Annotated in this window: 19 protein-coding genes and 1 tRNA gene; 13 read left to right on the top strand and 7 right to left on the bottom strand. The window is 34.3% G+C overall.

Annotated features, from left to right (window positions below; genetic code table 11):
- Window positions 1-77: 77 nt before the first annotated feature.
- From AC1RP4_RS04635 to AC1RP4_RS04600, 8 genes are all read left to right on the top strand, one after another.
- Window positions 78-1,079: a Gfo/Idh/MocA family protein gene (locus tag AC1RP4_RS04635; RefSeq protein WP_481761565.1), complete on the top strand. Its 1,002-nt coding sequence runs from the start codon at window positions 78-80 to the stop codon at window positions 1,077-1,079.
- A 103-nt stretch (window positions 1,080-1,182) separates the two neighbouring features.
- Entirely contained in the window at window positions 1,183-2,463 is a 1,281-nt protein-coding gene (locus AC1RP4_RS04630) for a DEAD/DEAH box helicase (RefSeq protein WP_481761564.1), read from the top strand.
- A gap of 130 nt (window positions 2,464-2,593) precedes the next feature.
- Window positions 2,594-3,751, top strand: coding sequence for a GNAT family N-acetyltransferase (locus AC1RP4_RS04625; RefSeq protein WP_481761563.1), 1,158 nt, complete (start codon window positions 2,594-2,596; stop codon window positions 3,749-3,751).
- A 14-nt stretch (window positions 3,752-3,765) separates the two neighbouring features.
- Window positions 3,766-5,205, top strand: a complete 1,440-nt coding sequence (locus tag AC1RP4_RS04620; RefSeq protein WP_481761562.1) for a glycoside hydrolase family 1 protein — start codon at window positions 3,766-3,768, stop codon at window positions 5,203-5,205.
- Window positions 5,206-5,357: 152 nt separating this feature from the next.
- Window positions 5,358-6,203, top strand: a complete 846-nt coding sequence (locus tag AC1RP4_RS04615; RefSeq protein ID WP_481761561.1) for a PRD domain-containing protein — start codon at window positions 5,358-5,360, stop codon at window positions 6,201-6,203.
- Between the two features lie 134 nt (window positions 6,204-6,337).
- A complete protein-coding gene (locus AC1RP4_RS04610) occupies window positions 6,338-8,305 on the top strand; it encodes a beta-glucoside-specific PTS transporter subunit IIABC (protein WP_481761560.1) in 1,968 nt (655 codons plus the stop codon).
- A gap of 1 nt (window position 8,306) precedes the next feature.
- Window positions 8,307-9,737, top strand: a complete 1,431-nt coding sequence (locus tag AC1RP4_RS04605) for a 6-phospho-beta-glucosidase (RefSeq protein WP_481761559.1) — start codon at window positions 8,307-8,309, stop codon at window positions 9,735-9,737.
- A gap of 241 nt (window positions 9,738-9,978) precedes the next feature.
- Entirely contained in the window at window positions 9,979-10,263 is a 285-nt protein-coding gene (locus AC1RP4_RS04600) for a hypothetical protein (protein WP_481761558.1), read from the top strand.
- Between the two features lie 101 nt (window positions 10,264-10,364).
- On the opposite strand, the gene AC1RP4_RS04595 is transcribed toward AC1RP4_RS04600, so the two are convergent.
- A tRNA-Arg gene (locus tag AC1RP4_RS04595) sits at window positions 10,365-10,438 on the bottom strand.
- Window positions 10,439-10,667: 229 nt separating this feature from the next.
- Between AC1RP4_RS04595 and AC1RP4_RS04590 the strand changes: the two genes are divergently transcribed.
- A complete protein-coding gene (locus tag AC1RP4_RS04590; protein WP_481761557.1) occupies window positions 10,668-12,407 on the top strand; it encodes a DUF6541 family protein in 1,740 nt (579 codons plus the stop codon).
- 144 nt (window positions 12,408-12,551) lie between these two features.
- Here the strand turns inward: AC1RP4_RS04590 and AC1RP4_RS04585 are convergent, their stop codons facing one another.
- Window positions 12,552-13,787: an aminopeptidase gene (locus AC1RP4_RS04585; RefSeq protein WP_481761556.1), complete on the bottom strand. Its 1,236-nt coding sequence runs from the start codon at window positions 13,785-13,787 to the stop codon at window positions 12,552-12,554.
- A 152-nt stretch (window positions 13,788-13,939) separates the two neighbouring features.
- Here AC1RP4_RS04585 and wecB point away from each other — a divergent pair, with 152 nt between their 5' ends.
- Both wecB and udk read left to right on the top strand, forming a co-directional pair.
- The gene (wecB, locus tag AC1RP4_RS04580) at window positions 13,940-15,082 is read left to right on the top strand and encodes a non-hydrolyzing UDP-N-acetylglucosamine 2-epimerase (RefSeq protein WP_481761555.1); all 1,143 of its coding nucleotides are present in this window, start codon (window positions 13,940-13,942) and stop codon (window positions 15,080-15,082) included.
- Between the two features lie 18 nt (window positions 15,083-15,100).
- Complete coding sequence (gene udk, locus AC1RP4_RS04575; protein ID WP_481761554.1) at window positions 15,101-15,736, top strand: uridine kinase; 636 nt, start codon at window positions 15,101-15,103, stop codon at window positions 15,734-15,736.
- 123 nt (window positions 15,737-15,859) lie between these two features.
- On the opposite strand, the gene AC1RP4_RS04570 is transcribed toward udk, so the two are convergent.
- From AC1RP4_RS04570 to AC1RP4_RS04550, 5 genes are all read right to left on the bottom strand, one after another.
- Window positions 15,860-17,611 carry an MFS transporter gene (locus AC1RP4_RS04570; RefSeq protein WP_481761553.1) on the bottom strand — a complete coding sequence of 584 codons (1,752 nt, stop codon included), beginning with the start codon at window positions 17,609-17,611 and terminating at the stop codon, window positions 15,860-15,862.
- A gap of 63 nt (window positions 17,612-17,674) precedes the next feature.
- Window positions 17,675-20,515 (bottom strand): YfhO family protein, encoded by a 2,841-nt coding sequence (locus AC1RP4_RS04565; protein ID WP_481761552.1) that lies wholly within the window; start codon window positions 20,513-20,515, stop codon window positions 17,675-17,677.
- A 19-nt stretch (window positions 20,516-20,534) separates the two neighbouring features.
- Window positions 20,535-21,497, bottom strand: a complete 963-nt coding sequence (locus AC1RP4_RS04560; protein WP_481761551.1) for a glycosyltransferase family 2 protein — start codon at window positions 21,495-21,497, stop codon at window positions 20,535-20,537.
- Between the two features lie 40 nt (window positions 21,498-21,537).
- Window positions 21,538-21,951, bottom strand: coding sequence for a GtrA family protein (locus AC1RP4_RS04555; protein ID WP_481761550.1), 414 nt, complete (start codon window positions 21,949-21,951; stop codon window positions 21,538-21,540).
- A gap of 2 nt (window positions 21,952-21,953) precedes the next feature.
- The gene (locus AC1RP4_RS04550; protein WP_481761549.1) at window positions 21,954-22,412 is read right to left on the bottom strand and encodes a flavodoxin; all 459 of its coding nucleotides are present in this window, start codon (window positions 22,410-22,412) and stop codon (window positions 21,954-21,956) included.
- 151 nt (window positions 22,413-22,563) lie between these two features.
- On the opposite strand from AC1RP4_RS04550, the gene map reads away from it, so the two are divergent.
- Both map and galU read left to right on the top strand, forming a co-directional pair.
- On the top strand, window positions 22,564-23,346 hold the full coding sequence (map, locus tag AC1RP4_RS04545) for a type I methionyl aminopeptidase (protein ID WP_409022111.1): 783 nt from the start codon (window positions 22,564-22,566) through the stop codon (window positions 23,344-23,346).
- A gap of 152 nt (window positions 23,347-23,498) precedes the next feature.
- A complete protein-coding gene (galU, locus tag AC1RP4_RS04540; protein WP_481761548.1) occupies window positions 23,499-24,368 on the top strand; it encodes a UTP--glucose-1-phosphate uridylyltransferase GalU in 870 nt (289 codons plus the stop codon).
- Window positions 24,369-24,428: the final 60 nt, after the last annotated feature.

Raw genomic sequence — 24,428 nt, 5'->3', positions numbered from 1 at the left:
TTGAAATAAAGCAATCGTTATGAAAACGGTTCAATTGTTGTTATAATGAATTTAATAATAAAATGGAGGTATTGGGTATGATTAAATTAGGTATTATTGGTACAAATTGGATTACAGGTCAATTCGTTGAAGCAGCGCATGAATCTAATGAATTTCAATTGACTAGTGTCTATTCAAGAACCGAATTAAAAGCCAAAGATTTTGGTGAAAAATATGGTGCAACAAATTTTTACGATAATATGACAGAATTTTTAAATTCAGATAAATTTGAGGTAATCTATATTGCTTCTCCGAATAGTTTACATTTTGAACAAATTAAATTAGCGATTGAAGCTGGTAAAAAAGTTATTGCCGAAAAACCAGTGGTCTCAAATCCAACAGAAATGGCCGCTATTCAGACGGTTCTTAGGGAACATCCTGGAAGTCAATTATTTGAAGCAGCTCGACAAATTCATCAAGATAATTTCAAAATTATTGAACAAAAAGTAACTGAACTAGAGACCATCCAAGGCGCAACTTTAACTTATATGAAGTATTCGTCACGTTATGATGCTATTTTAGCAGGTGAAGAACCTAATATCTTCTCACCAAAATTTTCTGGTGGTGCATTACAAGACTTAGGTGTTTACGTTGTTTATAATGCTATTTCTTGGTTTGGTACACCACTTGAAGTTCAGTACTATCCAACAATGTTACCAACAGGTGTTGATGGTAAAGGTGTCGCAATTCTAACTTATGAAGATTTTAGAGTGACCTTAAATATTGGTAAGACAGCAAATTCATATTTAACTAGTGAAATCTATGGCCTAAAAGACACAATTGTGATGGATAATGCAGCTGAATTAAATGAGGTTCTTTATCGAGATGGCTCTGATAAAGAAGAACTACTTAGTCAAAAACCAGCTAAAAATCCGATGTTAGCTGAAGCGATTGATTTTGCTAGAGTCATCAATAACCCCAATGACGTAACGAACAAAGCTGATTATATAAAATGGCAAAAACTTAGTGTGACAGTTAATCAAGTATTGTTTGATTTAAGGAAAAGTGCCGGAATTGAATTTCCAGCTGATCATAAATAAGAATTATTGAGATAAGTTTCTGTGAATCAATGGAAGCTTATTTTTTATATGCTATACTTAATTATTAAAACTAATCCTATGAAGTTAAAAGAAAGAGACTAAAATGAATCCAAAATTTGATGCATATTTTAAAGAACAAGGTTTTGAAACACAATCACCCATCCAAGAAGCCGTTTATGAACCTCTAAAATCAGGTGAAAATATCCTTGGATTAGCACCAACCGGTTCTGGTAAAACATTAGCGTTCAGCTTACCTTTACTCGAAAGATTAATACCTAAAGATGGCATTCAACTATTGATTATTGCACCTTCACAAGAATTAGCTATGCAATTAGCAGGTGTCATTCGTCCTTGGGCTAAAGAACTTGATTTAAAAGTTCAAGCTATTATTGGTGGTGCTAATATGAAACGCCAAATTGAAAATTTAAAGAAAAAACCTGAGATTATTGTCGGAACACCAGGTCGCTTATTGAATTTAGCTGAAGATAAAAAAATTAAATTACATAAAGTTAAATCAGTTGTCATTGATGAAGCGGATGATTTATTAACGGATGAAACACTAACAACTTGTCGTGATTTAATCAGCCAGGCACCTGCAGGCATTCAATTAAGTTTCTTTTCTGCGACGGAAACGGCAATATTAGATGATTTGAAAAAATGGTTTGGTGCTAATGTGACAACTTATGATGTTCGTGAAGTTGATCAAACACAAGGTATCGTTCACCATTATTCAATTGAAACACCAACGCGTAAACGTCAATCAACGTTGCGTCGTTTAGCAAATGTTGAAGATTTTTATGCACTAGTTTTCTTTAACCAACTATCATCGTTACAAGATATGGCTCAAAAATTAAAATATGATCATGTACCAGTCGCTGTCTTAGATAGCGAGCAACGCCAAGTTAATCGTGCTAATGCTTTATCACAACTTCATAAGCATGAAATTAAATTATTACTAACGACGGATGTTGCCGCTCGAGGTTTGGACATTCCAATGTTACCCGCAGTCGTAAATTATGATATGCCTAAAGATACGACGTCATATATTCATCGTGTCGGCCGGACAGGCCGGATGGGTGCTGAAGGGATGGTTATTAATCTTGGAAATGAACATGATCTACGTACCTTAAAACAAGATTTAAAAAATACACCATTTGAAATTGAAAAAGGTTACTTATATGATGGTGCGATTGTAACAGAAAGACCAGAACGTGTGGCTGAACCAAAAGCTAAGAAACTTAAACCAGTTGAAGTGAAAGCCAAAACAGTTGATGGTCAAAAGCAATCTGATGAACCAGTAAAGAAACCACATCGTAAAGTTCGTTTGAGAAATCAAAAAAATAAAGGTAAAAGACGCAAACCAAAAGCAGAACATTTTGATTAATGAGAAGGATCATCCAATAATAATTGGATGATTTTTTTATTGACTAATTTTGTAAGCGATTGCACGAATAGGGTAACCGTGCTATATTTAAAGAGGTTAATTCGTACAGAAGAAGGAGTTGAGTAGATCCATGACAAATATGAAGTTAGATGAAACTCATTTTGGAAGTTACTTTGATTTATCAATTTATGCCTTTAATAAAAAAGTATCAGCACAGAGAAAGAGCTTTTTTCGCAAACTTTATGAGCATTCATCAGATTGGGGCTCAGTTGAATCTGGGAAAGTTGTCAGCGGTGTGATTAATACACCATTTACGACTCATTTTCACGGGACTCAATTTAAAATGGGTGGTATTGGCTATGTTGCAAGTTATCCAGAATTTGCTGGTCAGGGTAGTATTGGACAATTAATGAATTTAGCTCTGGATGAGATGTATGATAATGGAACGACATTATCGTATTTAGCGCCATTTTCGTATCCGTTCTATCGTAAATTCGGTTACGAAGCAACATTTGATCAAACGATATATCGGATGAATACGAAGGATTTACCACGATTAAAAGTTAAGGCCATAGGTCACGTTGAACGTCACCGTTATTTGGATGTAAAAGAGGAATTAAATAAATTATACCAACAGAATCAGCTCTCTCAACAAGGTGGTATTGAACGGCCAGATTGGTGGTTAACTTATTCGGCGGAGAAACACCCTAACTGGGAAGTAGCGGTCTATTATAATGAAAAAAATGAGTCAGAAGGCTATCTTGTTTATCAAAGAGAAACTGATGAATTTAAAATCGTTGAATGGATATATCAAACAAGTGAGAGTTGGCTCCAATTACAAAATTTTGTGCTTAAGCATCAATCAGCATACGAATGGTTTAGTTATGAGAGTCCAATTGGACAGCCATTTCCAGATGTACTGGCAAATCCTCAAGTTGAAGTGACAACGCAACCTTACATGATGGCAAGAATTGTAAATGTTGAAGACTTTCTCAGCAGATACCCTTACCAGCAAGATTTTCCACAAATTGTGATTCAAGTTCAAGATTCGACTATTCAGGCTAATGAAGGCTATTGGCAAATTAGCCGAATAGACGGACAAACAAAAGTTGAAAAGACTGAAAATTCAGCAACTACGTTTACAACGGATATTCAAAATTTAACACGAAGTATGATGGGGTATCGAACATTTAAACAATTAAAACAATATGGATTTGTATCAGGCGACGTGACGTTATTCGATGGCGCATTAATTAAAGAACAACCGATATTAAGTGATTATTTTTAAGGAGAGAATAGATAATGGAATATGAAAAAATGAGTCAATTTCCAACTGATTTTTTATGGGGGGCTTCCTCAGCTGCTTACCAAATTGAAGGTGCGTATCAAGAAGATGGTAAAGGATTATCAGTTTGGGATAAATTTGTAAGAATTCCTGGGAAAACATTTAAGGGTACAAATGGTGATGTAGCCGTCGATCATTATCACCGTTTTAAAGAAGATGTCGCCTTAATGAAGGAGCAAGGATTGAAAGCTTACCGTTTTTCAATTGCTTGGACACGTATTTATCCAGAAGGAAAAGGTAAAGTTAATCAAAAGGGGATAGATTTTTATAATCGATTAATCGATGAGTTAATTGCGAATAATATTGAACCTGTTGTGACACTTTATCATTGGGATTTACCACAAGCATTACAAGATGAATATGCTGGTTGGGAATCTCGTGAAATTATTACTGATTTTACGGATTATGCGAAAACTTGTTTTGATGCATTCAGTGATCGTGTTAAATATTGGGTATCATTAAATGAACAAAACGTATTTATTTCTCATGGCTATCAAATGGAGAGTCATCCGCCTGCAGTAAATGATGAAAAAAGAATGTATGCTGCAAATCACATTGCTAATTTAGCAAATGCTTCAGCAATTAAGGCATTTCATGAAGGTCATTATCAAGGTGAAATTGGGCCTAGCTTTGCCTATAGCCCGGGTTATGCAGTTAATGGAGATCCTAAAAACCAAGTTGCGGCTACTAACTATGAAGATTATGCTGCTCATTTTTGGATGGATATTTATGTTTATGGACGTTATCCAAAAATGATTTATAAATGGTTAACTGAACGTGGAACTGCACCTACTGTTACAGAAGCAGATCAAGCTCTTTTAATTGCTGGAAAACCAGATTTTATGGGTTTAAATTATTATCAAACCCAAACAATTGCGGCTAATCCGTTAGTTGGTGGTGTTGGACTTGCTGCTGAAAATAATACAGGTAAAAAGGGGACTAGCTCCGAAAGTGGCGTTCCAGGCATGTTTAAGACTACTAATAATGAATTTTTAAAACAAACTGATTGGGATTGGAATATTGATCCTGAAGGGCTAAGAATTGCTCTGAGAAGAATTGATAGTCGTTACGACTTACCTGTTCTTATTACTGAAAACGGTCTTGGTGCTTATGATAAATTAGAAGAAGGCAATACAATTCATGATGATTACCGAATTTACTTTATCAATGAACATATTAAAGCCATTCAAGAAGCCATTTCAGACGGTGTAAAAGTCATTGGGTATACAACTTGGAGTTTCACTGATTTATTGAGCTGGTCAAATGGCTATCAAAAGCGCTATGGCTTTGTTTATATTGATCGTGATGAAGAAAGTGCGAAAGAATTAAAACGATATAAGAAAGATTCATTCTATTGGTATCAAAAGGTCATTAAAGAAAATGGTAGTAAGTTATAAAGTAATTTAAATAGCTATTGATAACGCTTACAATAAATGATACAATAAATATGAAATGAGTGTTACTGATTCGATCAGGCATGACCTATTGATGTAGATATGAAAATATCTGTATTTGTAGGTCATTTTTTATGGGAAGGGGTCGGTTTGATGTGAAGTTCGTAAAAAATTTTAATAATAATGCAGCTTTAGTTGAATCATCCGACAATGTTGAGTGGGTGGTCATTGGTAACGGTATTGGATTCGGTTATCATGCTGGAGATAATATCGATAAGGACCAGATTGACCGACGGTTTAAAGCTGAAGAAGATTCAGATACAATGAAATTAATTTCAGGATTTGATGCAGAAACTTTGGAAGTTACGACAACTTTTGTTGGAGTAGTAGAGCCATTAATTGATGTGACATTTGATGATGTTCAATTTTTGATTTTAGTGGACCATTTTCAATATTCATTACAAAAAAATCGTGAAGAAATGTTTTTAAATGACCGATCTGTTCATTGGGAAATGAAAAAATTATTTCCAAGTGAATTCCAAGCTGCAAAGGTTGGTATTAAAGAAATCGAATCAAAATTTGACATTACGGTTCAAAATAATGAATTGATTTTATTAACCTATCATTTGATTAACGTCAAAGAAGGCGGACATGCTGTTCAAGAATCGATGAAGCTGACAGAACTCATTTCGGGAATTGTTAATATTATTCAATTAGATACTGGTATTATTCTCGACGAAAAATCATTTAATTATAGTCGATTTGTCTCACATTTACGCTATTTATTCATTAGGCATTTTCATAATACTGAGATTGATCGTGCAGAACTTGACCCTGAGTTGCTCGCCATGATGATTAGTCGGTATCCACAAGTGTACGAAACAGTGGAAAAAATCGTGCAGTATATTCGAGAACGGGCCGATTGGGATTTACAAGCAGACGAACAAGTTTATCTAGTTTTACATATCTGGCGAGTAACCCATCGGCAAACAGAAAATTAAATAAATTGATAATTAGGTGTGTTATTGCCATTTATAAGCAAGCATAAACCCAGTTATCCATGCAAACTCGTATTTTTTGAGTTGAAATGGATAACTGGGTTTTAATTTATAAAAAATATAAAGGAGTGATTGTGATGAGTTACGAAAAATTAGCTAAAGATATTTTAAAAAATGTAGGTGGCGAAGCTAACGTTAATAGCGTAGTCCATTGTACAACCCGACTAAGATTTAAATTAAAAGATGAATCTAAGGCCAATACCGATATGTTGAAAAATATGGACGGCGTAGTGACCGTTGTTAAAAGTGGCGGCCAGTACCAAGTGGTTGTTGGAAATCAAGTTCCGGAAGTTTATGATGCATTAGTTAAAGGTAGCGGACTTGATGGTGATGGCATTGTGCCAGATAATGATGGCGAAAAAATGAAACCGCTTGATGCCTTTATTGATATGATTTCAGGTATCTTTGCACCAGCTCTAGGTGTTTTAGCTGCAACAGGGATGATCAAAGGAATAGTTTCATTACTAGTCGCATTTAGCTGGGTGGCACCGACATCTGGAACGTATATTATTTTAAATGCATTAGGAGATTCTTTCTTTTATTTCTTCCCGATTATCTTAGCTTACAGTGCTAGTAAAAAATTCCACGTTAATCCATTGTTGGCAATGGTTATTGGTGCATCCTTAGTTTACCCAACTATTGTGGCACAATTGCCAGCAACACTAGCCGCTTCAGGTGGAAAAGTGCTGTACACTTTATTTGCAGGAACAATTTTTGAATCACCAATCTATATGACATTCTTGGGGATTCCAGTAATCATGATGAGTTACGCATCATCAGTTGTACCTATTATTGTATCAATTTGGTTTGCATCAAAAGTGGAACCATTCTTCAAAAAAGTGATACCAGAAGTTGTACGAACATTCTTAGTGCCAATGTTAACAGCACTTGTTGTTGTGCCTATTACATTTATCTTTATAGGTCCCATAACAACTTGGGCTAGTGATATTGTGGCAACCGGATTTACAGCTGTATACACATTTAGTCCAATTGCCGCTGGCGCAGTTCTTGGTGGCTTATGGCAAGTACTTGTTATCTTCGGGTTACATTGGGGACTTGTTCCACTTGCCTTACTTAACATTTCAACAACAGGCTCAGATCCAATTTTAGCACTTATGCTAGGGACAACGTTCGCTCAAATTGGGTCAGTATTGGCAATTACAATTAAAACAAAAAATAAAAAACTAAAAGGTCTTGGCTATTCTTCATTTATTTCAGGAATCTTTGGTGTTACGGAACCCGCTATTTACGGAATTACGTTACCTCGTAAAAAACCATTTATTATTACATGTATTTCAGCCGCTATTGGTGGCATGGTTCTTGGTGTATTTGGGACAAAAGGATACATGGTTGGTGGATTAGGCATTTTCTCTATTCCAAGTTACTTGAATCCTAAGACAGGAATTGATATGTCATTCTACGCTGTGCTGATAGCAATCGTTGTTTCATTCGTATTGGCATATGTCTTAACACTTATGTTCGGTTTAACAAAGGAAGATCAAGAAGTACCCGTTGCTGTTGCTGAAACAAAAGTAACAACGTCAGTAGTACCTGTAGAAGTAGAAATGAGTGGAGAAATCCTTGGTAGCCCACTTAAAGGCGAAGTATTACCTTTATCAGAGGTTAAAGACCCTGTCTTTAGTTCTGGTATTATGGGTGACGGTATCGCAATTCTACCTGAAGTTGGTCAATTATACGCACCTGCTGATGGTAAAATAACATTAGTTTTTCCAACAGGACACGCAGTTGGTATGGTGACAGACGATGGCGCCGAAATTTTAATGCATATCGGAATGGATACAGTTGAATTAGAAGGTAAGTATTTTGAAATTCAAACAGAAATTGATACCGTCGTAAAAAAAGGCGATTTATTACTTAAATTCGATATTGAAGGTATTAAACAGGCAGGATATGAAATTATTACGCCAATTATCGTGACGAACACACCAAAATATAAAAAAATTAAACCACTTGCTAAAGACCAGTCAGAAATAATTGTTGGTACTGATTTATTAGATTTAGAAATTAATTCAGGAGGTCAATAAGATGACAAAATCAAATTTTCCAGATAACTTTTTATGGGGTGGCGCAACGGCCGCTAATCAATTTGAAGGGGCCTATGATGTTGATGGTAAGGGCCTGTCATTAGTAGATATATTACCAGACGCACACCATGGTCGCTGGGATTATTTATTTAATGTAAAAGAAGCGATGCAGATGAAAGAAGATTTTTATCCTAGTCATGAATCTGTTGATTTTTATCATCATTATGAAGAAGATTTACGATTAATGGCAGAAATGGGTTTCAAAACCTTCAGAATGTCAATTAGTTGGCCACGGATATTTCCACAAGGTGATGAAAAAGAACCAAACGAAAAAGGGCTAGAATTCTATGATAAAGTTATCGATCTTTGTAACGAATTAGGGATGGAACCGTTAGTAACAATTAACCATTTCGATACGCCGTTAGGGATGTTGAAAAAAATGAATGGTTGGGCTGACCGTCGAATGATTGATAATTACTTAAACTTTTCACGCGTCTTATTTATGCGTTATAAGGATAAGGTTAAGTATTGGTTAACATTTAACGAAATTAATATGATTTTACACATTCCGTTATTGGGCGGTGGATTAGATTTGGAAGGGATTGATAATCCTGACCAAATCAAATATCAAGCGGCACATCATCAATTAGTTGCCTCTGCGCTTGCGACAAAATTAGCACACGAAATTAATCCTGATTTTAAGATAGGGTGTATGTTAGCGGCTGGGGTTACCTATCCCAATACACCTAATCCAAAAGATGTATTTGAAGCAATGACAAAGGATCGGGAAGGATACTTCTTTATTGATGTTCAGTCACGTGGCTACTACCCAAGTTATTCGGCAAGATTATTTAAAGATATGGGTATAGAAATTAAAATGGCAGATACCGACGAAAAAGATTTATTAGAAAATACAGTTGATTTCATTTCATTTAGCTATTATTCATCAAGATTAGCAAGCGCTGATCCTGAGATGACTGATAAAACAGCAGCAAATGTCTTTGATAGCTTAAAAAATCCTTACTTAAAGACAAGCGAATGGGGCTGGCAAACAGATGGCCTTGGTTTGAGAACAACGATGAATCAAATTTATGATCGTTATCAGAAACCATTATTTGTTGTTGAAAATGGATTAGGTGCAAAAGATGTTGTGGAAGAAGGCAATAAAATTCATGATGATTATCGCATTTCTTATCTAAGTGAAAATATTGAAGCAATGGGTGAGGCGATTGCAGACGGGGTTTCTTGTCTAGGTTACACATCATGGGGCTGTATCGATTTAATTAGCGCAGGCTCAGGCGAAATGGCGAAACGCTATGGTTACATTTACGTAGATCGAGATAACGAAGGTAACGGGACGCTAAATCGATTGAAAAAAGATTCGTTCTATTGGTATCAAAATGTTATTAAAACAAATGGTGTCGAATTATAAACTGGAAAAATTGAAGATATAAAATTTCGATGCGATTTAAAATACTGTTTAAGCAATGATTGTTTGCTTAAACAGTATTTTTTTATTTGCGAAAGTCTTATTGCTTAGTGGAAAAATAATATTAGGTGTACAATTATCGAAATCTTAAAGATAGTTTAGAAAAGATTGGATAAAATGATGTGTTTTAGACCTTAAAAAAATTGTTAAACAAATATATATAACGTGGAAGAAGGTCTTTCCGATGAGAAAAAGGTTTAAACCTGTAAATAATGAAATGAAATGGGTAGGAATTGTTAGTATCGTGTTGTGTTTAATTGAACCATGGTTAATAGTTGTGAATTTAACGATTGGCATGTGGTTAGTGGGGACGGGTATGATTGGCATTGGAACTTATATTGAAAGACTACCCTTTTTTCAGAAAAATATTGGTTATCGTCTATGTGGTATGTTGTTATTTATATTAATTGCATTCATTAATACAATTTATATAATAGTAATTCTTCTACTGCTACAATTTCAAGGATAAAATAAATAGCACTTACAAGTTAAATATATAAAAAATAGGTTACAAAAGCTCGGCAGTATACCGAAGTCTTGTAACCTATAAGGCGGAAAATTTATTTAAGATGTCCCTGATCAGAGTCGAACTGATGACCTACCGCTTAGGAGGCGGTTGCTCTATCCAGCTGAGCTACAGAGACAAAAAGGCTGATTACTTCATTGTAAATGGCAAAAATAAATAAGTCAATTATTACTATTGTAGATTTTTAAATTCATAGTCATAATTTTCATTTACAACATGGCTAAGGTGTCAGTAGTTTCATAGATATTGATCTTTTAGTTCTAGCAATATTATATTTCTTGAGTGACAGCACAATTTTCTATTGTTATAATTAAACCATTAAATAATTTTATTTGGGAGTAAATAGCTTGATAAATAAGTTTGAATCTTTAAAAAAATATGGAACGGTATTTTGCGTTATTTTTATATTAAGTTTTTTTCTGACAGTTCCGCAGATACTTAATAATAGTTTAGTAGTTGGTGCTGATTCTCTATTCCATTTTAACCGTATCTATGATGATTATATGCAGCTTAAAACAGGTAACTTTAATTATTTTCAATCTAATTACGGTTTTCAACAAAGTGGTCGAATTGTTAATGCCTTATATGGACCAGGGTTTACTTACCTTTTAGGTGGATTACTAGGTATCGTGCATAGTTGGATTAAATTTGAAATTGTCACGTCATTCATAATTTTCTTTATTAGTGGATTTTCAATGTATTTTCTATCTAGAGAATTGAAAGCGACTAAAAAAAATTCAGTCTTAGCTGCTAGTCTTTTTATGGGTAGTTTCTATATCACTCGATGGTCAATCTATCAGAATTTTATGATATGGGGCGTTATGTTGATGCCTTTGATTGTCATTCTTGGGCTTAAAATGATTAAAAATAATGCTAAGGATTTAAAAGTACTACCTTTAGCATTAGCAGTTTCAGTGCTAATCCAAATTCACGTCTTAAGCGCCTTAATGTCAATTGGCGTTTTAGTTGTATTCTTTTTCATTGGCTTTATTCAAACTAACCAGAAATTACAACTTTTATTAAAATGTTTTCTAGCCAGTTTACTGGCGTTAGTTCTGACCTTTAATGTTTGGGGAGCTATGTTGGATGTTTTCTCAAATAATAAAATATATTCACCATTTGCCAATTCAAACATGTCTGGTTCAACCATGAACCTTTCAACTGGTAACTATAGTGGTACACAGTTTGGATTGGTTATGAGTATCATTTTTGTGTTACAAATTGTTTGGTTGTTTTCAAAAAGAAAAGAATTATCTCTAGCTAATAAGATTGTTACTATAATAGGAGCTATTTTTCTTGCTCTAACTACAAATTTATTTCCGTGGACTAGGATATCTATATTAATTCCACAGTTACAAAGTTTTTTACAGTTTCCTTATCGATTTGATAGTTTTACTACGATTCTATTAGTAGCGGGGTTCAGTGCTACAATTTCTACGTTACCTTCGCCGAATGCAAAGAAAAATTGTTCATTGTTTTTAATTGTCGGAAGTATTTTTATTTTAGGGCAATCGTATAGTGATATTCAGACTAAAAATGAAATTTGGAATTCAAATGAGTCAATTATAGCTAAAGGACATGTTACAACCCCAGATTCTTTAAGTACTGTCCAAATAAGAAATGCTTTTACTAATCGTGATTTAAAAAAAGGGTTAGAGGTAGCACAAAAATCAACTCCAGATTATTTACCTAATAATCAAGAATTAAGCAAGGATCCTTACAATGAATATAAAAATGAAATTATAATGAATAAGTCAAATATTATAAAAAGAGTGACAGATAAGGGTGATTTATCGCTTAGATGGACTGCAACAAAAATAGGAGAAACAATGTCCTTACCTATTATTGTTTATAACAATTCAAAAGTTACACTAAATGGAACTAAGCTTAATATAAAAAAGATTACCTTATCAAATATAGGTAGTCCAACGATTAAAGCAACAAAAAAAGGTATCAATAGAGTAACGCTTAGTTATCATTCAAAAATCATTACTAAACCTCGACTAATGATGGTTATTGCAGCGTGGGTGATTAGTAGCTTAGCTTTTATTACCTTTACTTATAGGGATTATAAAAATGACATTTAATATAAACAAACATATGATTTTAATATACTATATTAAGATATACTTTCTGAATTTGGGTTACAAAAACCTAATCAATAAAATAAGTAGTAGTGAAAAAGGTATAAACTAACAGAAATGCTAGTTTATACCTTTTTATGTGATCATTTATGCCCAATCCCCATTACGGAAAACGGGTACTGTACTGCCATCCTCACGAAGCCCATCAATTGACATGTCAGATGAGCCGACCATGAAGTCAACGTGCGTTTGGCTTAAATTTAAACCAGCAGCGGCTAATTCAGTATCGTTCATTTTAGTACCATCCTTAATAGAGAAGGGATAAGCGGAGCCAAGCGCTAAATGGTCACTGGCATTTTCATCGAATAATGTATTAAAGAACGTTATTCCTGATTGTGAAATTGGAGAAGGGTCTGGAACTAAAGCAACTTCACCCAATGATTTTGCGCCATCATCAGTCTCTAGTAAGTGCTGTAAAACTTCTTCACCTTGTTCAGCAGTTGCTTTAACAACCTTACCTGCTTCAAAAGTAAATTTCATACCACTCAAAGTAGTTCCTGCGTAGCTTAATGGTTTTGTTGAAGAAATGTAACCATCAATACGTCTAGAATCAGGTGCGGTGAAAACTTCTTCGGTAGGCATGTTAGCCATGAATTCATGACCTTGTGCATCAAATGAACCGGCGCCTTCCCACAAATGATTTTTAGGGAGACCGATGACGATATCTGTCCCTGGGGCAACATAATGTAAAGCAGAAAATTGTTCTTTATTTAATTCTTCAGCTTTTGTGCGCAATGTTAAATCATGTTGATGCCATGCTTCAATTGGATCTTCATGATCAATACGTGTTGTTTTAAAAATTTCTTCCCAAAGTCGTGAAACAGCAAGTTCGCCTTTTAATTCAGGAAAAACGAGTTCAGCCCAAGCAGTATCTGCGGCAGCGACTACAGTCCAACTAACGTCATTATTTTGAGTTGCTTTACGTAATGGACGTAGAGCTTGACCCATAGCTTTTTGGCGTGAGGCAATCTTTTCAGAAGGGATACCAGCAAAGGCATCAGGATCATCTGACATGACTGAGATGCGAGATGCTTTTTTAGCAACCCAATCTTCAACTTCTGAGGTTGCATAACCAGGAACGTCGACTAAACGGTCTAGTGGAGCAAATTCAAGGAATGATTTCGAGACATGACTATCTGCCCATTTAACGATAACTTCACTTGCGCCAGCAGCATAAGCTTCATTGACGATTAAATGAGCTAATTTTTGTTGGGTTACGGAAATTTGTAGGACGATTGTTTGGCCTTTTGAGACGTTAACACCGACTTTGACGATTAATTCAGCATATTTTTTAAGTTGATCTTCAAAATTTATTTTTGACATAGAAAGACCTCCAAATTTATTTATGAAATAATGATAACATATTAATGAGAAAATGATTAATAATTAGGCTATTAAATTTTTGTTAACAAAATCAGAATTTTGTCTTTTCTTTGGTATAATAGTAACTAATATAATCATTGAGGAGGCCAATTATGAAAAAAGTAAAAGTGATGACTGTTTTTGGGACGCGTCCAGAAGCAATAAAAATGGCACCTGTTGTCTTAGAGTTAAAAGAACGTACGACGGAGTTTGAAACAGTAACTGTCGTAACAGCACAACATCGCCAAATGTTGGACCAAGTCTTAGAGATATTTAAAATAACGCCAGATTATGATTTGAATGTGATGCACGCTAACCAGACATTAAGTGATACAACTCGAAATGTTTTACAAAAATTAGATGATGTTATTAAAGTAGAGCAGCCTGATATTATTTTAGTTCATGGTGATACAACAACAACATTCGCCGCTAGTATTTCAGCTTTTTATAATCAAGTGGCAATTGGACACGTTGAAGCGGGATTACGGACTTGGGATAAGTATTCACCGTTTCCAGAAGAAATGAACCGTCAACTAACAGATGTACTGGCAGATATGTACTTTGCCCCAACTTCGCAAAGCGAAACTAATCTGTTATTAGAAAATCATCCAAAAGAAAATATTTTTGTAACAGGTAACACAGCCATCGATGCTTTAAAACAAACAGTTCAAAAAGAGTATGACCATGATGTTCTATCAGAAGTAAATCCTGCGAATAAAATGATTTTACTCACGATGCATCGTCGTGAAAACCAAGGTGCACCTATGCGTCGTGTTTTCGAAGTGATTAAATCTGTCGTTAAAGATCAGCCAGATGTTGAAGTCGTTTATCCGGTTCATTTAAATCCAGTTGTTAAAGATTTAGCCGAAGAAGTCTTAGGTGGAGAACAGCGCGTTCATCTAATTGAACCGCTTGATGTGGTTGATTTTCATAATATCGCTGCAAAAAGTTACTTTATTATGACGGATTCAGGTGGTGTTCAAGAAGAGGCGCCATCATTAGGAAAACCAGTTCTTGTTTTACGTGATAACACAGAACGTCCGGAAGGCGTGAAGGCGGGTACATTGAAGTTAGTTGGAACTGACCCTGTGAAAGTCAAAGAAACCATGCTATCATTAATAACTAATAAGACAGAGTACGAACGAATGGCAAATGCTAAAAATCCTTATGGAGATGGGCAAGCAGCTAAACGAATATTAGATGCCGTTGCTTATCGATTTGGAGATAGTCAGCAAGAACCTGAACGTTTCGAATAAATGGAGGATTTCTAAAGCATGAGCAAAAGAACAAAACGTCCCATTATTATTGGTGTAACAGGTGGTACTGGTAGCGGTAAGACGACGGTTAGTAATGCTATTTATTCACAATTAGCTGGCGAATCAATCATGATTTTACAACAAGATACTTATTATAATGATCAAGCTGAAATGAGTATGGAAGAACGTAAAGCAGTGAACTATGATCATCCACTCGCGTTTGACAACGAACAGATGATTAGTGATTTGGAACAATTGTTGGATAATGAAGCAATTGATATGCCTGTTTATGATTACACACAGTTTACTCGTTCAAGTGAGACGATCAGAACAGAACCTCAAGATGTTATCATTGTTGAAGGAATTCTAATTCTAGGGGACGAAAAGCTCAGAAGTTTAATGGATATTAAAGTTTTTGTTGATACAGATGATGATTTACGTATTATTCGCCGTATCACACGTGATATGAAGGAACGTGGTCGCTCATTACAATCAGTTATTGATCAATACGTTAAAACGGTTAAACCAATGTATAATCAATTCATTGAACCAACGAAACGCTATGCGGATATTATTGTGCCAGAAGGTGGCGCAAATACAGTTGCTATTGATTTATTGTCAACTAAAGTCCGTGACATTTTACAACAAGACTAGCTAAAAAATCTCATACCAAAAAGTCCCCAAAAGTCTCATGACTTTTGGGGACTTTTTGGTATGAAAAAACTGTTGTTGGTAATAGCTTTTACGCTATTACCAACAACAGTTAGAGTGGACTTGTCATTTATGAACACTATTTTTGTCTAGTTTTCTATTTATAAAATGGAGTGTTATCATCGATAAAATACTAATAATCCAAGTTAAAATGACGAAAAACAAACGCCATGTAGTGATCATTTCCGATTGATATCTAAGCACTACACGATTACTCCCTTTTTTTGTTGCCTTAACAGTAGGGACACCTAATGCAGATAGAGATAATCGGTGTAATTGACTTCCATTTAAGGAGAGCTCTGAATTATTATAAACGACAATAGGAAGTGCGATGGATTCACCTTTTTTTGTCGCATGCCATTTAAGGATTAAATCACCATTTTTTGTAACAGTCTTAGTGATATTAGGACGATTCCTAACAATATCTTTCTTGTATTCTTTTTTATTATATGTTGTCTTTTGTTCTTGATTATTTGGTAAATAATCTGGGGCTATTTTTTTAACCACCTTTAATCCTTTTGATAAATCAGAACTAGTAAAATTAGTTCTAATTTGATCACTCGTTAGATGATTTGAAACGACAACGCTCCCTTTATAAATAAGAGGATCATTGGAATTCCAGAGCTTATTTTGCTGTTGAATATCAATATATGATTGACCTAAAATAAAAAGACTACTAATGATTAAAAATAACTCGCCAAACTTTTTAGGCTTAAATGAAGGTAGCTCAGAAAGAGAGTTGCCAAAACCAGCAAGTAATAAGACAGTTGCAAAACCATAAAAGCGGTAAGGAAATTGTAAAAAACTTCGAAGCTGTGGTATTAGATTCGATATTGTCGTCCAAGGAACAAGATTTGTTGATAACAGGAGAAATAAGGCTCCTAATAGTGTCATTAGCTTATTAGAAAGTGATACTTGTGACCACCTAGAAAATAGTAAAACAAATTGTAAAATGAAAATAACGCTCATAAATAGTCCTATAGATGAAGCGCTATAGCTAGTTGTTGAAAAACGCATTGTAGCACTAGCCATATCTAAGTGAGTGTAAGGCGAGTACAGCGTATTTCTTGTGAAAATTTCTAGCATAGCGCCCCAAACATTAAAGGTTAGAACAATAGTTAGAAGGGCCGCTAAGAAACATTTTGATAAAAGCTGTAATTTTTGATTTGTCTTGTAAAAACCGACAACAAAGAAGATAAAGATGACGCCAACCGACATTAAGGCACTTAAGACATGAATTTGAATAAGCGCTGAAATCAATAATGCTAATGGTAGTACTTTTAAATCCTTAGCATTATTTTTAATCATTTTAAGCCCGAGGATGACAATTAAGGGCATTAGCATAACGCCCCAAGACATAAAATTCTGGTTAATTGACCAACGGGTAACGTAAAAACTCCCCATAAATAGACTAGCAATCAATAATGAAATTTTCTTAGAGGATTGAAGCTCTCTAGATAGAAAATACATTGAGTAACCACTAATAAAGAAAATTAAAAAGGAGGTTATGATTTGAAATAAAATCCAATTATGAACAATTAAGAGTAAGATACCTAACAGATAAGCAAAACCTGGTCCATATAAGGCGTTAATAATGCGACCACTCTGTAAAAAACCATAGTTAGTTTGAAAATAACTAAAGTTACCTGTTTTAAATTGGATATAGGTATCGTAAATACGATTGAAATGAAAAAGCGAGTCACCACCTAAGACTAGACTGTGGTTGATTATTTGTGGAAGAACTAAAAATAAACTAATCAAAAAGATGGTTGTAAATACGATTAAACGATTTTTAAGATAACTGACTTTATTTAACAAGATAGTAAACCCCTAATAGATTTATTTAGTAGATGAGGTCATAATAATATCATTTATGTCTAATTAAAGTCTTCTTAAACGTCTCCAAATTAGAGGTGTTAAACTATAACTCCCCCAAACAATGAGGCCAAAAACACTTAAAAGAAAACCAGTTGATAAGCCAGGTGTTTGATAACTATAAATGATATGATGAGTTCCTTTTTTTAATTTTAAGCCAATAAAAGCGCTATTTGTTTTAATAACGGGCACGCTATGACCATTATCAGTCGCTGTCCAACCTGTAGAGTAAGGGATAGATGATGTTAGGATACCTAATTTATTTGTTGTTATTTTGCCACTAACTCTATTTGTAGCAAATTTTAATGAATTTAATTTATTTTTCTGGATTTTTTTAACATCATTTGTGTAAGTTTGACCAAGCGGAACGGCAGTAATTTTAAGGTTGAATGAGTAAGTCCCTGAATTTGATAAAAGTAAATCCAAACTTTTGGGCATTTGTTTTTGATAGCCCATATTTAGGGTAGCATCAGATAAAACTTTAAAGAAAGAAAGATTTTCAATACCCAATTGCTCAATCGTATTAGTCGTTAAATTAGATTTAACCCCGATCGAATAGCCTGTATTGGAAGAACCTGTCGTCAGTTGCTTCCTAAGCGATTTCTGTGCTGACCGGGGACCATTCGTATCTAATAACTGGTTATCTGGTTTCGTAGTATTATTAAAAATAGCCATATTCACTTGTTCTTTAGAGGACAGTGATTGGTGCTTAATGTTAGTTAATGAAAGATGCAATTCAGAATTTTGATATTTTTTTGCGTTCTTAATGTCAATCTGATAGCTATCTGAAACAGGATTATTACGATAGTGATTATTGGTAATACGTGTTTTTGTTTCGTTAGGTTCTCCGGCGTTCACTGTTTTTACAATTGTATAGGCAACGTTTTCAGTATCAAATGTTGATTGTTTCTGGTTAAATCCGGATGTATCCGCGATACTAACGGCTTTAGCTAATTGACGTTCTTGATCAGAAGCGGATAATTTAGCAGTTTTTTGATTTGAAGTGACATCAGATTGCCAATAAATTAATGGAAAATTATTCTTAGTTTCATAAAGATTGGTTTTCTCAGGTTTATTTTTATTTTCAGATTTAGTTTTGAGTAATGTATAACCATAGGGGATCTTTGACTCATTTGGCTCATTTGAATGAGTAAAGAGATACTTAACGCCAAAAAAGTTATTAGCGATTGTTCGATCATCAAAATTTTCAATCGGAATATTATTGTTATATTGAGCATTTTGTAACCTGTTTGAAAATACTCCGACTGCGCCATTTTGAATCGAGTAGTATGAGTTAATTAAATTTAAATCATTATTTAAATTATTTCGTAACATGTAGTTAGAACCAAAGTTATAATTTTGGCTAATCGTTGAAACACGAAATGAGTTAGATTTAGGAAGAGAATTATCTAATCCATCAAATAGATTAGATGATAGTTTCTGGTAACTACCAGAGGGCATTAAAGTCTTACTATAAAAGTTAGTGAAAGGTGATGCAAAAGAAACCCCAGTAAAGATCAAGTTCACTAGGATAAGACCGAATATGATTCGACCAGAATTTTTATTTTGACGGTAAAGTAAGATTGCGACAAAAAAAGAAATTAAAAAGATAACAGGAATGAAAATTTCTGTCGTCCCATTAATATAAAAGGGTAATGATACTAAAAGTAAATAGATACCAAGACAAATACTGAGGTATTTAATTTCAGGCAACGTTATTTTTTTGAGAGAATCAATGAAGAAGGCACTTCCAAGTGAAATGGGAACAAATAATAATAGAATCCAACGATTAGAAGGGGCTTGAAAACCATTAAACATCGCACCAAACATTGGGAATAGTAACATAATCAACCCAATTGAAAGACTCGTTGTCATTAGTGGGTAGTGTTTCCAATGGTAAAACAGATGGAATAATGCTAGAACAGCTAAACTACTAAAGCCAAATTTAACCCAGAAAGAAGATACTCCGCCAGCAAGTAATTGAGCAGGTAAATTAATGTAGTAATAAGCGGGGAAAGAGGTCAAACCATTTGCGAATAGACCACCTGACCGAGTTGAACTAAAGACCGCAAGAATTGACGGTAGCATGATAAAGGCAGAAATCAGTAAACTGATGACTGTACTGATTAAAAAAGTGCCCGCTGTTTTAAAGAAACTGAGATTTTTTCGATAATAATAAATGAAACGTAGTACTAAATATACAAAAGCACCGATGCCTAAGACTATGGCGAAGTAAAAGTTACTGATAAACATCCATGAAAAAGCAAAAATGAAGAAATGTGGTTTAAACCCTTGTAAAATTTTTTCTATTCCGACAATTATAAGTGGAAAAAGAATGAATGGTGTTAGGAAAAAAGGTTGCATTAGGGATGAATAAAGTGAAAAAGAAGTGAAGGTATAAATGATTGCCCCACCTAAGATCGCGCTATTCGTTAATTTAAAGTGTCTCGCAAAGAAGATAAATGATAGCCCCACGCAAAATAACCTCAAAATGAGTGTGAGCTGGTAAATAGTCACAACGGCACTTGAGGGAAATAATAGCGTAATATAGGCGAATACGTCTCCAATAACGTAATAAGCAAATGTTTGAAATTGATCTGCGCCAAGCCCTAATTTCCAAGACCACATTTGGAGTGGTTGAAAGGGATGGTTGATGAATTCACCAAGTAGTTGACGATAATTTTCTAATACAGGTAGATGCTGTTCAGCAGGATCATGACTTTGAATTAAAGAGTATCCAGCTAGTTTGTAAGTTCCAAAAATAAGAACAGCTAAAATTGCAAAAATGATAATGTAATAAAGATAGGTCATTTTTGATTTTTTTAGATCGAAACGAAACTTCTGCATAGCTGGAATCCCCCTATAATTAATCCTTTTTTGAACTGAAGACGTCTGATTCTTTAATAATATAGACGGGTCTGTTTTTGACTTCTAAGAAAATTTTACCTAAGTATTTACCAAGAATCCCAATACAAAACAATTGAATGCCACCCATCATTAAGATAACTGAAATCGTTGATGGCCAGCCAGCTGTTGGATCACCATAGAGTAACGCTCTAATAATAATAAAGATAATTGCAAAAAGAGAGCCAACAAATGATAGGAAACCAACAAATGTTGCAATTGAAAGAGGTACTTCTGAAAAGGCTATGATACCGTCTAATGAATATTTGAATAAGCCCCAGAAATTCCAACTTGTTTTACCAGCAACACGTTCTTGATTTGTGTATTCTAAGTATTCCGTATTAAAACCAACCCAACTGAAGATACCTTTTGAAAAACGATTGTATTCTGACATTGATAAGACAGCATCAACCATTTGACGGGTCATTAAGCGATAATCGCGGGCACCATTAACAATCTCAGTATCTGAGATGCGATTTATTAATTTGTAGAAAAGAGTAGCGAATGCAGAGCGAATCACAGGTTCACCTTGACGAGTTGTCCGACGTGTCCCCACACAGTCGTAGTCATTTTCTGGATCTTCTAAAATAGCTAACATCTTAGGCAAAAAGCTGGTTGGATCTTGTAAATCAACGTCCATAACAGTTACGTAATCGCCAGTCGCTTTTTGTAAGCCACAATATAAAGCAGCTTCTTTTCCAAAATTTCGTGAAAATGAAGCATAATGGACTGTTGCTGGATGATCTTTTTGTAATTGGCGCATTTCTTTGAGGCTGTTATCAGATGAACCATCATTAATAAACCAATATTCTAATCGGATATCTGGTAAATTGATAGACTCCTTTTCAACCGCATCAAAAAAAAGCGGAATAGATTCTTGTTCGTTGTAACATGGCACAACGATTGAAAGAACTTTGGTTGTCATAAATAAAGTGCCCCCTAGGATGAATTTACTGAATTTTATTTTATGATTTTTTGAAAATAAATAACTTACTAAAAATATAATTAATTAAAACGATGAAAATTTGATCAAATAACTTAACGAGTGATGCATCTAAGTGTAAAACAGAAACACCAATTGTCATAATTAATTGATCAATGACTAATGATAGAAGTCTAAAGCCAAAGAAAGATAAAACTTCACGTATTAAACCTGAAACATGAGTGTTCTTTGAGCCAAATACCCAAAGCTTATTAGTGACGAATGCAAAAACAACCGAAACAAACCATGCAATTACGTTTGCAAATTGATAATTTACACTAAGGTATGATTGGAAAACAACAAAAGTAACGATGTTAATTAGGGTTGTTAGACCACCAAAAATTAAATACGAAATTAGGGCATAATGTTTATGAAATAATTCATTTATTTTATTCATGACTAGTTTTCACTGCTAGTTACTTTATCAAATAGCTCTTTAGCAAAAGCTTCTAATTTAGTGATATCTTCTTCTTCAGGTGCTAAATCGATTTTTAGATTAGCTGAACCCTTTGTTGCGCCTGCTTCTTCGAAAGCTGAACCAAACTTATCAACAGCAGTTCCAAAAAACTCACCATAAAATGTATCGCCAGAACCGGCAACACCGAATAATTTACCGGTTAAATCAAGCTCCTGTAAGTCTTCATAAAAGTCCATGCCTTCATCAGGAAGTGAGCCTTCGTCATAAGTATAAGGAACGACAACGCTGATATCGAAGTTAGTTAAATCAGATGCATCTGATTGTGAGATTTCTTCCATCTCAACTGTTGCACCTAAATTTTCAAATGCTTCGGTAATAATGTCAGCGATGTCTTCATTATTACCTGTAATTGTTGCAAAAATAACTTTAGCTGAAACCAAACTAAATTCCTTCTTCCATATTAAAATAGTAGTTAAAGTATATCAGATAAAAAAACGATTGTGAAAGGAATTGAGTATCTCGTAACAAATTCTATACAATTGCGGTATAATAGTTGAGAAGAATTATTTATTATAGGAGGAAACAAATTAAATGATCACATTAAAATCAGAACGCGAAATTGAAGAAATGCGTGCTTCAGGTGCTATTATTGCAGGGATGCATAAGGGATTACGAGATATTATAAAACCAGGTATTTCTAGTTGGGAAATTGAAACTTTCTCACGTAAGTATATTGAAAGCCATGGTGGTGTTGCTGAACAAATTGGCTTTGAAGGCTATAAATATGCGACTTGTGTCAGCATTAATGATGAAATTTGTCATGCTTTCCCACGTAAAGGGTTAATTTTAAAAGATAATGATTTAGTTAAAGTAGATACAGTTGTTAGTTTACATGGCGCAATGAGCGATTCTTGTTGGAGTTATGTTGTTGGTGAATCTACACCAGAAATTGATAAATTAATGGCAGTAACGCATAAAGCCCTTTACTTAGGAATTGATCAAGCCGTTATTGGTAACCGTATTGGTGATATTGGTCATGCTATCCAAACTTATACTGAAGACCAAATGGGCTATGGTGATGTTCGCGAATACGTTGGACATGGCATTGGACCTACCATGCATGAAAGTCCTTCCGTACCTCATTATGGTCAAGCTGGTAAAGGATTACGTCTTAAAGAAGGGATGACAATTACTATTGAACCCATGATTAATATTGGCGGTTGGGAATCAGAAAGTGATGATCCTAACGGTTGGACAACAAGAACTGCTGACGGTAGTTTGTCGTGTCAATATGAACATGTTATTGTTATCACAAAAGATGGTCCTAAGATTTTAACCTCTCAAGATCCAGAATTTGATGCGAAATATTTATAAAATAGATAGCTACAATGAACTGCTAACTTAATTGTTTAGCAGTTTTTTTGTATAATGTAGCGGATTCATGATAGAATTGTAATATTCGTAGAGTTTGAGATAAATTAATGGGATTTTGTATATCGTATAAAGAAAAAAAGGAGAAGTTAATTATGAAAGTTAGAAAAGCAATTATACCTGCAGCAGGTTTGGGAACTAGATTTTTACCAGCAACAAAAGCAATGGCTAAAGAAATGTTACCTATCGTGGATAAACCAACGATACAGTACATTGTTGAAGAAGCTAAAGCAGCAGGGATTGAAGATATTTTAATTGTTACGGGTAAAGGGAAACGCCCAATTGAAGATCATTTTGATTCAGTACCTGAATTGGAAGCTAATCTTAAAGCTAAAGGTAAATTAGAACAATTAAAAATGGTTGAGCAAACAACTGATATTAATTTGTTCTTTATTCGCCAGTCACATCCTAGAGGTTTAGGGGATGCTGTTTTAATGGCTAAAGACTTTGTTGGTGATGAACCCTTTGTTGTTATGTTGGGTGATGATATCATGCAAGATAAGGTACCATTAACAAAACAATTGATGGATCGCTATGAAGAAACACATGCTTCAACATTGGCTGTAATGGAAGTCCCACATAAAGAAGTATCAAAATATGGGGTTATTGCACCACAAAGTGAAGTGTCAAAAGGGCTATATGATGTTGAAAAATTTGTTGAAAAACCAGCTGTTGATGAAGCACCAAGTGATTTAGCTATTATTGGTCGTTACTTGTTAACACCAGAAATCTTCGGGATGTTAGAAACACAAGAACCTGGTGAAGGTAATGAAGTCCAATTGACTGATGCTATTGATCGTTTAAATAAAGTGCAACGTGTATTCGCGCATGAATTTAAAGGTGATCGTTATGATGTTGGAAATAAATTCGGTTATTTAAAAACAAGTATTGATTTTGGTTTGAAACATCCAGAAGTTAAGGATGAACTTAGAGAATACATTAAAGAGTTATCTAAAAAATTATAATAAAATTAGAAGATTGGGCTGATTTTAAATGCTCAATCTATTTTTTTGTCTAAATGTGAT

Source organism: Dellaglioa sp. CoH-56-MRSF-10, from assembly GCF_056782175.1.
The sequence above is the reverse complement of the archived record's forward strand: the minus strand, read 5'-3'. Positions and strand labels throughout refer to the sequence as shown.

Excerpts from the sequence above, each read along its gene's own strand:
- AC1RP4_RS04560 (WP_481761551.1), bottom strand. The coding sequence starts at position 21,497 with ATGACAACCAAAGTTCTTTCAATCGTTGTGCCATGTTACAACGAACAA.
- wecB (WP_481761555.1), top strand. The coding sequence starts at position 13,940 with ATGAAAAAAGTAAAAGTGATGACTGTTTTTGGGACGCGTCCAGAAGCA.
- AC1RP4_RS04605 (WP_481761559.1), top strand. The coding sequence starts at position 8,307 with ATGACAAAATCAAATTTTCCAGATAACTTTTTATGGGGTGGCGCAACG.
- AC1RP4_RS04555 (WP_481761550.1), bottom strand. The coding sequence starts at position 21,951 with ATGAATAAAATAAATGAATTATTTCATAAACATTATGCCCTAATTTCG.
- AC1RP4_RS04630 (WP_481761564.1), top strand. The coding sequence starts at position 1,183 with ATGAATCCAAAATTTGATGCATATTTTAAAGAACAAGGTTTTGAAACA.
- AC1RP4_RS04625 (WP_481761563.1), top strand. The coding sequence starts at position 2,594 with ATGACAAATATGAAGTTAGATGAAACTCATTTTGGAAGTTACTTTGAT.
- AC1RP4_RS04610 (WP_481761560.1), top strand. The coding sequence starts at position 6,338 with ATGAGTTACGAAAAATTAGCTAAAGATATTTTAAAAAATGTAGGTGGC.
- AC1RP4_RS04585 (WP_481761556.1), bottom strand. The coding sequence starts at position 13,787 with ATGTCAAAAATAAATTTTGAAGATCAACTTAAAAAATATGCTGAATTA.
- AC1RP4_RS04635 (WP_481761565.1), top strand. The coding sequence starts at position 78 with ATGATTAAATTAGGTATTATTGGTACAAATTGGATTACAGGTCAATTC.
- udk (WP_481761554.1), top strand. The coding sequence starts at position 15,101 with ATGAGCAAAAGAACAAAACGTCCCATTATTATTGGTGTAACAGGTGGT.
- AC1RP4_RS04620 (WP_481761562.1), top strand. The coding sequence starts at position 3,766 with ATGGAATATGAAAAAATGAGTCAATTTCCAACTGATTTTTTATGGGGG.
- AC1RP4_RS04600 (WP_481761558.1), top strand. The coding sequence starts at position 9,979 with ATGAGAAAAAGGTTTAAACCTGTAAATAATGAAATGAAATGGGTAGGA.
- galU (WP_481761548.1), top strand. The coding sequence starts at position 23,499 with ATGAAAGTTAGAAAAGCAATTATACCTGCAGCAGGTTTGGGAACTAGA.
- map (WP_409022111.1), top strand. The coding sequence starts at position 22,564 with ATGATCACATTAAAATCAGAACGCGAAATTGAAGAAATGCGTGCTTCA.
- AC1RP4_RS04565 (WP_481761552.1), bottom strand. The coding sequence starts at position 20,515 with ATGCAGAAGTTTCGTTTCGATCTAAAAAAATCAAAAATGACCTATCTT.